This window comes from Streptomyces sp. NBC_00820 (genome assembly GCF_036347055.1).
Taxonomy (GTDB): Bacteria; Actinomycetota; Actinomycetes; order Streptomycetales; family Streptomycetaceae; genus Streptomyces.
The window spans coordinates 490,879-503,470 of the sequence record NZ_CP108882.1 but is presented as its reverse complement, the minus strand read 5'-3'; the positions used below and the strand labels follow the sequence as shown (position 1 = coordinate 503,470).

The window sequence follows — 12,592 nt, the reverse complement described above, 5'->3', positions numbered from 1 at the left end:
CAACCTCCGCCCCATGACGTCTTCGTAGGGCGGAACCCGGAGTGCGATATCTCCCGGCGGCGGGTCAGATGGACAACGTGCGAAGAGACGATCCACCCCATCGCGGCCGAGGCGCGCGCCGGTGCATCATCGGCGTCCTGACCGGCCTTCTGCTCTGTCTGCCGACCGCCACCGCCACGCCGGACTCCGGCGGGCGAACACCCCCGCGCGGCAGCGCCTTCATGGGGGTCGGCGTCCTCGCCCACGACGGCACCGCTCCCGCCGCCCGGACCCCCGCCGACGCCAGGGCGACCCATACCGAGGGCGTCGACGTCTCCAGCCACCAGCGCGACGTCGACTGGAAGGGGCTGTGGGGCGACGGCGTCAAGTGGTCGTACGCCAAGGCCACGGAGGGGACGTACTACAAGAACCCCTACTTCACCCAGCAGTACGACGGCCCGTACGCGGCAGGCCTGATCCGTGGCGCCTACCACTTCGCCACCCCCGACACCACCGGCGGCGCCGCCCAGGCCGACTACTTCGTCGACCACGGCGGCGGCTGGTCCGCCGACGGCAAGACCCTGCCCGGAGTCCTCGACATCGAGTGGAACCCGTACGGCAGCTCGTGCTACGGCAAGTCCAAGAGCGCCATGGTCAGCTGGATCCGCGACTTCCTGAACCGCTACAAGAAGCGCACCGGCCGCGCGGCCGTCGTCTACACGGCCACCAGCTGGTGGAGCGAGTGCACCGGCAACTACGGCGGCTTCGGCGCCAACCCCCTGTGGATCGCCCGCTACGCCTCGTCTGCCGGGACCCTCCCGTCGGGCTGGGAGTCGTACACGATGTGGCAGTACACGTCCTCCGGACCCAAGGTCGGTGACCACGACAAGTTCCGTGGCAGCCTGGACCAGCTGCGCACCTTCGCCAAGAACTGACGCGGCGCGAGAACTGGCGCGGCGCAAGAGCTGACCCGGCGCAAGGCCGACGCCCCGCCGGGCCCCGCTCAGGCAGCCGCCCAGGTGCCGAGTGCCCTCGCCAACCGGTCGCTGTGCTCCCGGGAGATGCCCTGCGCCAGCCGTGTCGCGCGGCGCGGGCTCAACCGGCCGTCGCACACGAGGATGCCCTCGTACGGCTCCGCGCCGCCCGTCAGCGGCGAGGCCCCGGGGAACGCCCACGTGGCGGGAGCGAACCACGAGTGGTCGAGCAGATGCGCGGCCAGCCATGCGGTGTTCTCCGCCGGCACCCCGGCCGATATCAGCGCCTCCGCGACGACGGCGGCCGCGTCGTCGGGCAGGTCGGCGTCGCCCAGCGCCGGCAGCAGCAGAAGCAGACGGGCGTGCACGTCGTGGATGCCCGGAGCGTCCGTCACGGGGGTGTGCGCGATGTGCAGGAGTTCGCGCCAGGCGAGCCCCGGGCCGGAGTCGTGACCGTCGATGGTGGCCAGGAAGCCCGGCCGGCCCCACTCCGGGTGGACCACCACGTACTCGGTTCCCGGATCGTCCTCGAAGTTCTGGTGGAGCACCACCGCGGTGTGCCCGTCCGCGAACGGTATCCGGAACGCCGGCCACCGCTCCGCGTCCGACAGTGCTTCACAGGCCGCGTCCACGTCGGCCGGGTCCGCGCCGAACCAGTCCGGCGACGGCTCGCCGCGCTCGTCGTCCTCCCCGCACGCCATCAGCAGACTGGCGGCCCAGAACCCCGGCAGGCCGAGCAGTTCCTCCCCCGCCACCACACAGTCGTCGTCGTATCCGTCGATCACCATGTGCCAAGCCTGCCATCCACCACTGACAACGCCTCCGCGCACGCGAGCCGGTCCCGGACGGGCGTCGGTGTCGGGGCGGTCAGGGCGCCGGGGTCGGGAGCAGCCGGGGCTCGATGCGCCGTTCCACCGCCTGTTCGCCCTCACGGGTCACCAAGTAGGCGTCCTTCTTGGGCAGTTCGGTGACCGCTTCGATCAGTTCGGTGCCCCGGTAGACCAGGCCGACCCCGTCGTCGGTGCAGTGGGCCGTGGGGAGGGTGCCGTCCGCGACGAGGCGGTGGATCAGGGGGCGCCGGCCGGGATCGGAGTCGTAGTGGACGCCGTTGGCGTACGGCAGGAGGCCCAGGCCGTTGGTCACCGCGCGCAGTTCGGGGCCGAAGGAGTCCGTGGCGCCGCCCTCGAACCAGCAGAGGGAACCGGCGCTCACACCGGCGAGGACGACACCCGCCTGCCAGGCGCGGCGCATGACGCCGTCCAGTCCGTGCACGCGCCACACGGCCAGCAGGTTGGCCACCGAGCCGCCCATCACCCAGACCACGTCGTGCGCGCGGACGGTGCCCTCGATGTCGTCGACGTTCGGCATCGGGAAGAGCAGCAGCGGGGTGAGATCGAAGCCCGCCACCCGGGCCGCCTCGGACATCCGCGCCGCCATGTGTTCGGAGTCGCCCACGGCCGTACCGACGTACAGGATCCGGGGGCGCCTGCCATGGACGCCGGACAGCTCCACCGCGTGGTGGACCAGAGCGTCGAAGAGCACCCGGGTGCGTCCGCCTGTGCGGTGTCCTCCGGAGGTGGCGAGGATGGTGGGTTCCAGGGCCGTCACGCGCGGGATCGTATCGCGGTGGACGTGCTCGGCCCGGCCCACGCCGGAAGCGGTGCTCGCGGCCCCCGCGCGACGGTGTCGAACGGCGTTCGGCATACCCTTGCTCAGATAAAAGGGCCTCCGGCCCGATGATGACCACGGGTGACGGCGCGCACCGACACGACTCGGACGGAGCTGCCGGCACCTCGGAAGGGTGAGGAACAACCGTGACCGACCTGGCGTCCACGTCGCTGCAGCAGGAGATCGCCCGGGATCTCCAGGTGAGCGAGTCGTTCGAGGCGGAGCGGGAGGTCGAGCGCCGGGTCGCCTTCCTCGCCGACCAGCTGACGTCCACCGGCCTGCGTTCGCTGGTGCTGGGCATCAGCGGTGGCGTCGACTCCATGACGGCGGGCCGGCTGTGCCAGCTCGCGGTCGAGCGGGTCCGCGCGGCCGGGCAGGACGCGACGTTCTTCGCGATGCGGCTGCCGTACGGCACCCAGGCCGACGAGGACGACGCCCAGCGGGCGCTGGACTTCATCCGGCCCGACCAGGTCCTCACCGTCGACGTGAAGCCCGCGAGCGACGCCGCGATGGACGCGGTCGTGGCCGGCGGCACCGTCTTCCGTGACGCACATCACCAGGACTTCGTGCACGGGAACATCAAGGCCCGGCAGCGCATGATCGCCCAGTACGCGGTGGCGGGCGCGCACGCCGGCCTGGTCGTCGGCACCGACCACGCGGCCGAGGCGATCTCCGGCTTCTTCACCAAGTTCGGCGACGGCGCGGCGGACGTGGTTCCGCTCACCGGCCTCACCAAGCGCCGCGTACGGTCCGTGGCCGAGGCCCTGGGCGCTCCGTCCGCACTGGTGTGGAAGACCCCCACCGCGGACCTGGAGACCCTGAACCCGGGCAAGTCCGACGAGGAGGCGCTCGGCGTCACCTACGACGACATCGACGACCTGCTGGAGGGCAAGCCGGTCGCCGAGGCCGCCTTCGGCACCATCGTCGACCGCTACCGCCTCACCGAGCACAAGCGCGGGCTCCCGATCGCTCCCTGATCCGGTACGCCGCGTCCCGGCGGAGGCGGTCTCCGGCGGGGCCGGGCGCACGCTGTGCCCCGGCTCCCGCCGGAGACCGCCCGGCCGGACCGGCGCGACGACGGCGCCGGCAAGGGCGCGAGGCGCACGGTGGACAACCGGTCCCCGGTTCGCGGTTCGGGTCACGCAAGCCCGCGTGACCTCAACTCGCCGCGCTCTAGGGGGACTTCGGTTCCGCGCCCGGCGATGGCTGTTCCGCCGGCGGAGCCCGGAGCGCGCTCAGCACCCCCCAGATCACGGAGACGAACGGCACCGCCACGACGGCGCCGATCACCCCCGCCACGATGCTGCCCGCGATAACGGACACGGCCACGACGAGCGGGTGCAGACGGACCGCCCAGCTCATCACCAGCGGATGCAGCACATGCCCTTCCAGCTGGCCGATCAGGACGATGAGCACCACCACCGCGGCGGCCGTGAACGGACCACGCCCGGCCAGGGCGACCACCGTGGCCACCCCGAGCGCGACCGGTGAGCCCACCAGGGGCACGAACGCGGCGAAGAACTCCAGCAGCGTCAGCGGCAGCGCGAGCGGCACCCGCAGCACGAACAGCGCGATGCCGACCAGTACGGCGTTGGTCGCGGCCACGATGATGATGCCGCGCGTGTACCCGGAGAACGTCCGCCATGCCGCGTGCCCCGCCCGGTCCCAGGCCTGGCGCGCGCCGCCGGGCAGCAGCTGGTCCCGGGCCCAGCACCACATGCGCTCGCCGGAGTGGATGAAGAAGACGGAGGCGAACAGCGCGAGCGCGCCGCCCGTGATCAGCTCCACGATGCGGCCCAGCCCGGAGACGGCGGTGCTGAGCACGCCGGCCCGGTGCGCGGACAGGTAGTCCGTCAGCTGGCTCTGCAGATCGGACAGCGTTCCGGGACTGAGCCGGAACGGCGGGCGCTGCAGCCATGTCTCGACCCGGTGCACCCCGCCCCGGAACTCCCCGGCCAGCCGGCCCGACTCGCCGGCCACCGCGTCGCCCACGAGCGCGAGCAGGCCCAGCAGGAGCAGGATGCTGCCGACCAGGGCGACGGCGACGCTCAGCGGCCGGGGCAGCACACGGTCCAGCAGATCGGCGACCGGGCGCAGCACTGAGGTGATGATGAGGGCGAGGAACAGGGCTACGGCGATCAGCTGGAAGCGGCCGAGGATCGTGAAGACGCCGTAGACGACGACGCCGACGAGGATCAGGCGCCAGGAGTACGCCGCCGCGACCCGCAGCCACGGTACGGTGCGCTCGGTCGTCACCGTCGGCGCACCGGACCCGGAGACCTCGGTACGCCCCTCGGAGTGATCCGGCCGACCGCCCGGCACCTCACGGCGCGGATCCGCCGCACGACGCCGGCGCCCCCGCCACCGCCCCACACCGCCCACCTCCTCTCCGCCTCGCACCCGGACACGACCGTGGGTCACATCTAGAGAACGGTAAGCGTCGCCCGGGCAGGCGGCCTGTCCAGCGCACCCGCACCGGTTACGGGTGCCCCCCCCTGCCCGGCGTGGTGCCGTCCGGCGACGCCAGCGCGTGCCCCGGCGGCCCGGACGGCGGCGATCACCTTGCCGGTGCCGCGGGTGGGGGCGGTGAGCGGCGCGAGGCGCCCTCCACAGCGGTAGGCCGCCGGCGGTGGCGAGTTCGACCACCGCGGTGCCGTCGGGGTGGAACGTACGCGCCCTCGACGGCGGCGAGGGTGCCCTTGAAGGAGTCGCGGGCGAGGGCGATTCTCACGGGGCCGCCACGTGCGCGAGGTGACGCTCGACCATGGTGCGCAGGGTCTGCTCGCCCGGGGTGTCCCAGATCCGCTCGTTGAAGATCTCGACCTCGATCCAGCCGGTGTAGCCGGCCACGGTGACCTGGTCGGTCATCGCGCGGAAGTCGATGTGGCCGTCGCCGACGTGGCCCCGGCCGAGCAGTGCGTCGGAGGGCAGCGGCAGCGTCCAGTCGCAGACCTGGTACGAGGCGATCCGCCCGCCGGCCCCGGCCCGGGCGATCTGTGCCGCCAGTTCGGGGTCCCACCAGACGTGGTAGCTGTCGACGACTACCCCGACCTGCTCGGCCGGGAAGAGTTCGGCGAGGTCGAGCGCCTGGCCGAGGGTGGAGACCACCGCGCGGTCGGCGCAGAACATCGGGTGCAGCGGCTCGATCGCCAGGCGGACGCCGAAGTCGCCTGCGTGCGGGGCGAGTTCGCCGAGCAGCTCGGCCACGCGGGCGCGCGCGCCGGGCAGGTCGCGGCTGCCGTCGGGAAGGCCGCCGACCACCATGACCAGGGTGTCGGCGCCGAGTTGGGCGGCCTCTTCCAGGGCTCGCAGGTTCTCGGTCAGGGCGGCCTGGCCGCCTTCCGGCCCCGGGGCGGTGAGGAAGCCGCCGCGGCACAGGGTGGACACCGCGAGGCCGGCGTCCCGGACCAGCTTTGCGGCCTCGGCCACTCCGGTCTCGGCGACCTTGTCCCGCCACAGGCCGATCGCCGGGATCCCGGCGTCCACGCAGCCCCGGACCGCCTCGGGCAGGCTCCACCGCTTGGTGGTGATCTGGTTGAGCGACAGCCGCGCCGTTGCGGTCATGGTGTCGGGCTCCTTTCGTCGTGCGAGGTGCTGGGGCCGGCGGGGATCGCCGGACACGTTTCCCGGGCGGTGGAGGCGGTCGCCGCCCGACCCGCCCCGAGCGGCGGCCGCCGACGGTGGGGATCAGCCGGTCGGCACGGTGGCCTCGGACGGTGGGATCAGCCGGTCGGCGCGGTGACCGCGAGGAAGCGGCGCATCCGGTCGGCGGCGAGATCCGGGTCCGGCAGGACGCCGGCGGCGTCGGCGAGCCGGAACAGCTCCACCAGGTGTGGCACCGAGCGGCCGCTCTGGGCGCCGGCCACCATGGTGAAGTGGTCCTGGTGTCCGGCCAACCAAGCGAGAAAGACGATGCCGGTCTTGTAGTGGAAGGTCGGCGCGGCGAACAGGTGCCGGGCCAGCGGAAGGGTGGGCGCCAGCAGCGCGTCGTACCGGTCCAGGTCGCCGGCGTCCAGCGCGTGCAGGGCGGCGGCGGCCTTGGCGGCGATGGGGTCGAAGACGCCCAGCAGGGCGTGGCTGTGGCCGTGTTCGTCGCCGCGGATCAGTTCCGGGTAGTTGAAGTCGTCGCCTGTGTACAGGCGGACTCCCTCGGGCAGGGCGCGGCGCAGGGCGATCTCGCGGTCGGCGTCCAGCAGGGACACCTTGATGCCGTCGATCCCCGCAGCGTGCTCCTTGACGAGCGCGAGGACGGTCTCGGTGGCCAGGTCGAGGTCGGCCGAGCCCCAGTAGCCGGTGAGCGCCGGGTCGAACATCTCGCCGAGCCAGTGCAGGATGACCGGCTGCCGGGCCTGGCCGATCAGCCGGCCGTACAGGCGCAGGTAGTCCTCCGGGTCCACGGCTGCGGCGGCGAGGGCCCGGCTGGCCATCAGCACGGGCTGCGCGCCGGCCTGTTCCACGACCTCCAGCTGCTGCTCGTAGGCGGCCAGGATCTCGGGCAACGAGGATTCGGCGTCGGCCAGTTGGTCGGTGCCGACGCCGCAGGCGAGGCGGCCGCCGACGGCTCTGGCCTCGGCACCGGAGCGCGTGATCAGTTCCTGGGTGGCGGCCCAGTCCAGACCCATCCCGCGCTGTGCGGTGTCCATCGCGTCGGCGACGCCCAGGCCCAGCGACCAGAGGTGATGACGGAAGGCGAGGGTGGACTCCCAGTCCACCGCTGCGGGCGCGCCGGGGGCGTTGTCGCCGAGCGGGTCGGCGACCACGTGCGCGGCGGCGAACACGCTACGGGAGACGGCGGGCCCGGCCGGGAGGAACGGCTCGGCGGGCTCGGCCATCCGGTACGCGCCGATGCCGGGGAGATGCAGCTCGGTCATCGGATCTCCAGTGCGGGCACCTCGAAGCGGCGGCCCTCGCGGGCGGAGCGCAGGCCGAGTTCGGCGAGCTGGACCCCCTTGGCGCCCTCCAGCAGGTCCCAGTGGTACGCGGAGCCGGTGACCACGTGCCTGAGGAACAGCTCCCACTGGAGTTTGAAGCCGTTGTCGAACTCGGCGTTGTCCGGCACGCGCTGCCACTGGTCGCGGAAGGGCTCGGTGACCGGGAGGTCCGGGTTCCAGATGGGCTTGGGGGTGGCGGCGCGGTGCTGGAAGCGGCAGTCGCGCAGGCCGGCGACGGCGCTGCCCTCGGTGCCGTCGATCTGGAACTCGACCAGCTCGTCACGGTCGACGCGCACGGCCCAGGAGGAGTTGATCTGGGCGGTGATGCCGCCCTCCAGCTCGAAGATGCCGTACGCGGCGTCGTCGGCGGTCGCCCGGTAGGTGTCGCCCCGCTCGTCGACGCGCTCGGGGATGTGGGTGGCGGTGTGCGCGTAGACGGACCGGACGGGGGCGACGAGGTTGTCCAGCACGTAACGCCAGTGCGGGAACATGTCGAGGATCATGCCGCCACCGTCCTCGGCGCGGTAGTTCCAGGACGGGCGCTGGGCGGTCTGCCAGTCGCCCTCGAAGACCCAGTAGCCGAACTCGCCGCGCACGGAGAGGATCCGGCCGAAGAAGCCGCCGTCGACCAGGCGCTTGAGCTTGAGCAGGCCGGGCAGGAAGAGCTTGTCCTGCACCGCGCCGTTGCACACCCCGGCCTCGCGGGCGAGGCGGGCCAGTTCCAGGGCGGCGTCCAGGGACTCGGCGGTCGGCTTCTCGGTGTAGACGTGCTTGCCGGCCTCGATGGCCTTGCGGAGCGCCTGTTCGCGGACCTGGGTCAGCTGGGCGTCGAAGTAGATCTCGGCCAGCGGGTGGGCGAGGGCCTGGTCCAGGTCGGTGGTCCAGTGCTCCAGGCCGTGCTCTTCGGCGAGCTGCTCGACCTTGTGCTCGTCGCGGCCGACCAGGATCGGCTCCGGCCACAGCACCTCGCCGTCGCCGAGGTCGAGGCCGCCCTGCTCGCGGATGGCCAGGATCGAGCGGACCAGGTGCTGCCGGTGGCCCATCCGGCCGGTGACACCGTTCATGACGATGCCGATCACCCTGCGGGACATAGGTGGATCTCTCCTCGGAATCAGGGCTCTCCAGGCGTGGAAAGCGTTTTCATCGATGAAACTGAGCCTCGGGGGCTCGGTCAACAGTGCCGGGACGTGGCCCGCCGCCCGCGAGGGGCCGGGATGTGCGTCCCGGGCCCGGGGACGTGCCGTCGCGGGGCGTTCCCGAGCCCGAACGGCGTCAGATCGCCGCGCCGGCCGTCCAGCGCAGGCCGCCCAGGAGGTGGTGGCGGAAGGCCGGGTCGGTGTACGCGTCGCTCGCGTGCCCCAGGGCCGTGTAGAAGGAGCGGCCGCCGCCCTCGAACTCCCGGCACCACACCAGGGGATGATCGGCGCCCATGCTTCCGCCCCGGTAGCCGGACTCGTCGATGCCGGCGAGGACACGCACGTCGGAGCGCGGGCTGCCGTGGAAGTCGTACCACTCGTCGTTCCAGTCCCACCGCGTCGGCAGGTGGGCCATGGCCGGATGGCTCCGGTCCTCCACCAGCACGGTGCCGGGCTGGAATTCAGGGTGGCCGGCGAAGCGCGCGCCGAGCAGGTCGCCGTAGTACGGCCAGTCGTACTCGGTGCACGCGGCGGAGTGGACGCCCATGAAGCCGCCGCCGTCGGTCGTCCAGCGCCGCAGCGCCGCCTGACCGTCCGGGGTGAGCACCTCGCCGCTGGTGGACAGGAAGACCACCGCGCTGCGCCCCGCGAGGGAGGCGTCGGTGAAGACCGCGGGGTCCTCGCTCGCCTCCACGGCGAAGCCGTACGCCTGGCCCAGCTCGCGCAGCGCGGCCGTGCCGGCGGGGATGGAGTCGTGGCGGTAGCCGGTGGTACGGGTGTAGACGAGGACGTCCGACAGCCGGCCGGTCCGGGACATGCGGGCACTCCGATCTTCTGGGGCGGCCTCAGGCCGAGATGGCCAGGGCCTCACGGGTCACGGGATGCGCGAACTCCAGCCCCCCGCAGTAGCGTTCCACCTCGTCCAGCGCACTGCCGGTGATGCGCAGGAGTTCGCCGCCGAGCGATCCTGCGATGTGCGGGGTGAGCAGCACGTTGGGCAGCGAGTACAGCGGTGAGGTCGGCGGCGGGACCTCGGGGTCGGTGACGTCCAGGACGGCGTGGATGCGGCCCGAGGAAGCCTCGGCGGTGAGGGCCTCGGGATCGATGAGCGAGCCCCTCCCGGTGTTGACGAGGGTGGCGCCGTCACGCAGGAGCGACAGTCTGCGGGCGTCCAGCAGGTGGTGGGTCTCGGGCAGGGCGGGGGCGTGGAGGGACACGACGTCGCTGACGGCGAGCATCTCGTCGAGGTCGACGAGCCGGGCCCCCAACGCCTCGGCACGCGAGGGGTCGAGGTGCGGGTCGGCCAGCAGGAGGTCGAAGTCGAAGGGGCGCAGCAGTTCCAGCACTCTGCGTCCCACCAGGGAGGCGCCCACCACGCCGACCGTCCTGCGGTAGTTGCCGAAGCCCGGGAAGTGCGTCGCCCAGTCCAGGGCGGCTCGGTGTTCGCGGTAGAGCCCGCTGATCTCCACTACTCGCTTGTTGGCGAACAGGACGGCGGCGACCGTGTACTCGGCGACGGGTACGGCGTTGGCCGCGGCCGCCGTGGAGACGAGCAGTCCGCGGTCCCAACACGCGTCCGTCACATGGTGTTTGACGCTTCCCGCGGCGTGCACGACCGCCCGCAGCGCCGGCATGCGGGCCAGTGCGGCGTCGTCGAGGGGTGGGCATCCCCAGGAGGTGATCAGGAGTTCGACGGCCGCCAGGTCCGGAATCCGGTCGAAGTCCTCGGCCACGAGCCGCGGATCGATGTCGACGTGACGGGTCAGCCGCTGGATCGCGGCCGGCGGGAAGAGCGCGTCGTGGTGCCGTCGCCCCATGGCGAACAAGGCGCGCGGGCGGGGCCGTTCGGACGGCGACCGCGTCGACGGCGACTGGCCGGGATGCGGCCGAGCGGAATGGCCGGGATGCGGCTGGGGGGAAGGCTGCTGCGTGGAAGGCATGGGGATCCTCATGACGATGGGCCTACTTGACGGCGCCGGCTGTCATGCCGGACTTCCAGAACCGCTGGAGCATCAGGAAGAGGACGACCAGCGGAGCCACGGACACCAGTGATCCGACGACTGCCAGGAGGTAGTCCTGCGGATGGCCCTGCGAGAGGGCGGACCCGTACCAGACGTACAGACCGAGGTTGACCGGGTAGAGGTCCTTGTCGGACAGCATCACCAGGGGCAGGAAGAAGCTGTTCCAGATCTGGGTGAACTGGAAGAGGAAGATGGTCACGAAGGCGGGCGCGAGCATGGGGAAGGCGATCCGGCAGAAGGTCTTGAACTCGCCGGCCCCGTCCATCCGGGCGGCCTCCAGGACCTCGCCGGGGACATAGGCCGCGCTGAACACCCGGGCCAGGTAGACCCCGAACGGGAAGACGAGGCCGGGGAGGAAGACACCCCAGAAGGTGTTCACCAGACCGACCTCGGCGGCGATCAGGTACAGCGGGATCGCCAGTGCCGTGCCGGGAACCATCACGCCCAGCAGGACGAAGGCGAAGAGCTTCTCCTTGAGCGGGAAGGCCAGCTTGTCGAACGCGTATCCGGCAGCCACGCTGAACACCGTGGCCAGCAGCGCGCCGAGACCGGCGTACAGGACCGTGTTGACCATCCAGCGCAGGTAGATGCCGTTGTCGGCCCGGAACAGGTGGCCGAGGTTGTCGAAGAGCGCGAAGTGTCTGCCCGGTGCGAAGCCGTTCGTGGCGAAGAGGTCCTGGCGGCTCTTGGTGGACGACAGGACCAGCCAGAGCATCGGCAGCAGCGTGTAGAGGGTGGCGAGACCCAGCATGGCGGTCACGCCGGTCCTGGACAGCAGGTCCGAGGGGCGCTTCCTGGGGCGCGGCGGGGTGTGCCGGGCGGCCGGCCCGCTCCCGCTCGTGCGGCCCGGGGCCGCGGCGGGCGCCGGGGCGGTGAGTGTCGTGGGCTTGGTCACGGCCGGCTCCTGCTGCGAGAAAAACGGGTGACGAGGAACGAGAGGACCGCGGCGAACAGCGCGATGAGCAGCGAGGCGGCTGCCGCGAGGCCGAAGTCGTTGTGGGTGAAGGCGGCGCTCTCCACGTACATGTTGGGCGTCCAGTCGCTGCCGATCGCGCTGGACGCGCTGTAGATGACCTTCGGCTCGGTGAAGAGCTGGACCGATCCGATCACGGTGAACAGCACGGCCAGCGCGATGGAGGGGCGGATCATCGGCAGCTTGATCGACAGGGCGGTACGGATGCCGCCGGCGCCGTCGATCCTCGCCGCGTCCAGGGTCTCGCCCGACACCGCCTTGAGGGCGGCGTAGAAGATGACCATGTTGTAGCCGGTCCACTCCCAGACCGCGATGTTCGCCGTGGAGAACACCGCGTTGTCCGCCGACAGGAAGCTGACGTGGATCCCGCCGGAGCCGAGCAGGTCGATCACCGGGCTCAGCCCCGGGGTGTACAGGTAGACCCAGATGAGCGCCGCGATCAGTCCGGGTACCGCGTGCGGCAGGAACAGGGCCAGTTGGAAGAAGGCGCGGGCCTTGACCAGTGCCGAGTCCAGCAGCAGGGCGAGGAGGAGCGCGCCGCCGATCATCACCGGGATGTAGACCGCGACGTACACGGCGACGGTGAGGAAACCGTCACGGAACGCCGGGTCCGACAACGCGTTCGCGTAGTTGTCCAGGCCGGCGAAGACCTCTCTGGTGCCACCGAAGCCGAGGCCGGAGGTGCGGGTGGTGAACAGGCTCATCCAGCCCGCGTAGAGCAGAGGGGCGATGGTGACGGCGCTGAACAGGACGAGAAACGGTGCCAGGAGCAGCGCGGCGGTACGGCGCTGGGCACGGGCTGACGGGCTTGCCATACCGGCTTCCTCGATGGGTGCGGGAGAGTGCGGGGGCTGGGCCGGACGGTGGCCCCGCCCGGCGGAGCGGGCGGCAGGGCCACCAGGGGTTCGCG

12 protein-coding genes are annotated in these 12,592 nt (G+C 72.0%); 2 read left to right on the top strand and 10 right to left on the bottom strand.

All coding sequences use genetic code 11. The features are described from left to right. The first annotated feature begins 68 nt into the window (after positions 1-68). Positions 69-914: a lysozyme gene (locus tag OIB37_RS02390; RefSeq protein WP_330455814.1), complete on the top strand. Its 846-nt coding sequence runs from the start codon at positions 69-71 to the stop codon at positions 912-914. A gap of 68 nt (positions 915-982) precedes the next feature. Here the strand turns inward: OIB37_RS02390 and OIB37_RS02385 are convergent, their stop codons facing one another. Further along, complete coding sequence (locus OIB37_RS02385; protein WP_330455813.1) at positions 983-1,741, bottom strand: hypothetical protein; 759 nt, start codon at positions 1,739-1,741, stop codon at positions 983-985. A gap of 79 nt (positions 1,742-1,820) precedes the next feature. Then, positions 1,821-2,561: a peptidase E gene (locus tag OIB37_RS02380; protein WP_330455812.1), complete on the bottom strand. Its 741-nt coding sequence runs from the start codon at positions 2,559-2,561 to the stop codon at positions 1,821-1,823. 206 nt (positions 2,562-2,767) lie between these two features. On the opposite strand from OIB37_RS02380, the gene nadE reads away from it, so the two are divergent. Continuing rightward, the gene (gene nadE / locus OIB37_RS02375; RefSeq protein ID WP_330455811.1) at positions 2,768-3,598 is read left to right on the top strand and encodes an ammonia-dependent NAD(+) synthetase; all 831 of its coding nucleotides are present in this window, start codon (positions 2,768-2,770) and stop codon (positions 3,596-3,598) included. 196 nt (positions 3,599-3,794) lie between these two features. On the opposite strand, the gene OIB37_RS02370 is transcribed toward nadE, so the two are convergent. From OIB37_RS02370 to OIB37_RS02335, 8 genes are all read right to left on the bottom strand, one after another. Beyond that, complete coding sequence (locus OIB37_RS02370; protein WP_443058249.1) at positions 3,795-5,021, bottom strand: AI-2E family transporter; 1,227 nt, start codon at positions 5,019-5,021, stop codon at positions 3,795-3,797. Positions 5,022-5,348: 327 nt separating this feature from the next. After that, positions 5,349-6,185, bottom strand: coding sequence for a sugar phosphate isomerase/epimerase family protein (locus OIB37_RS02365; RefSeq protein WP_330455809.1), 837 nt, complete (start codon positions 6,183-6,185; stop codon positions 5,349-5,351). A 158-nt stretch (positions 6,186-6,343) separates the two neighbouring features. Then, positions 6,344-7,492 (bottom strand): dihydrodipicolinate synthase family protein, encoded by a 1,149-nt coding sequence (locus tag OIB37_RS02360; RefSeq protein WP_330455808.1) that lies wholly within the window; start codon positions 7,490-7,492, stop codon positions 6,344-6,346. Continuing rightward, positions 7,489-8,643: a Gfo/Idh/MocA family protein gene (locus OIB37_RS02355; protein WP_330455807.1), complete on the bottom strand. Its 1,155-nt coding sequence runs from the start codon at positions 8,641-8,643 to the stop codon at positions 7,489-7,491. Before OIB37_RS02355 ends, OIB37_RS02360 begins: the two co-directional genes overlap by 4 nt. 181 nt (positions 8,644-8,824) lie before the next feature. Then, positions 8,825-9,505, bottom strand: coding sequence for a ThuA domain-containing protein (locus OIB37_RS02350; RefSeq protein WP_330455806.1), 681 nt, complete (start codon positions 9,503-9,505; stop codon positions 8,825-8,827). Between the two features lie 28 nt (positions 9,506-9,533). Then, positions 9,534-10,505, bottom strand: a complete 972-nt coding sequence (locus tag OIB37_RS02345) for a hydroxyacid dehydrogenase (protein WP_330455805.1) — start codon at positions 10,503-10,505, stop codon at positions 9,534-9,536. A 145-nt stretch (positions 10,506-10,650) separates the two neighbouring features. After that, the gene (locus OIB37_RS02340; protein WP_330455804.1) at positions 10,651-11,604 is read right to left on the bottom strand and encodes a carbohydrate ABC transporter permease; all 954 of its coding nucleotides are present in this window, start codon (positions 11,602-11,604) and stop codon (positions 10,651-10,653) included. Next, on the bottom strand, positions 11,601-12,497 hold the full coding sequence (locus tag OIB37_RS02335; RefSeq protein ID WP_330455803.1) for a carbohydrate ABC transporter permease: 897 nt from the start codon (positions 12,495-12,497) through the stop codon (positions 11,601-11,603). The genes OIB37_RS02340 and OIB37_RS02335 overlap by 4 nt, the downstream gene beginning before the upstream one ends. Between the last annotated feature and the right edge of the window lie 95 nt (positions 12,498-12,592).

Excerpts from the sequence above, each read along its gene's own strand:
- OIB37_RS02335 (WP_330455803.1), bottom strand. The coding sequence starts at position 12,497 with ATGGCAAGCCCGTCAGCCCGTGCCCAGCGCCGTACCGCCGCGCTGCTC.
- OIB37_RS02360 (WP_330455808.1), bottom strand. The coding sequence starts at position 7,492 with ATGACCGAGCTGCATCTCCCCGGCATCGGCGCGTACCGGATGGCCGAG.
- OIB37_RS02390 (WP_330455814.1), top strand. The coding sequence starts at position 69 with ATGGACAACGTGCGAAGAGACGATCCACCCCATCGCGGCCGAGGCGCG.
- OIB37_RS02365 (WP_330455809.1), bottom strand. The coding sequence starts at position 6,185 with ATGACCGCAACGGCGCGGCTGTCGCTCAACCAGATCACCACCAAGCGG.
- OIB37_RS02345 (WP_330455805.1), bottom strand. The coding sequence starts at position 10,505 with ATGGGGCGACGGCACCACGACGCGCTCTTCCCGCCGGCCGCGATCCAG.
- OIB37_RS02350 (WP_330455806.1), bottom strand. The coding sequence starts at position 9,505 with ATGTCCCGGACCGGCCGGCTGTCGGACGTCCTCGTCTACACCCGTACC.
- OIB37_RS02385 (WP_330455813.1), bottom strand. The coding sequence starts at position 1,741 with ATGGTGATCGACGGATACGACGACGACTGTGTGGTGGCGGGGGAGGAA.
- OIB37_RS02355 (WP_330455807.1), bottom strand. The coding sequence starts at position 8,643 with ATGTCCCGCAGGGTGATCGGCATCGTCATGAACGGTGTCACCGGCCGG.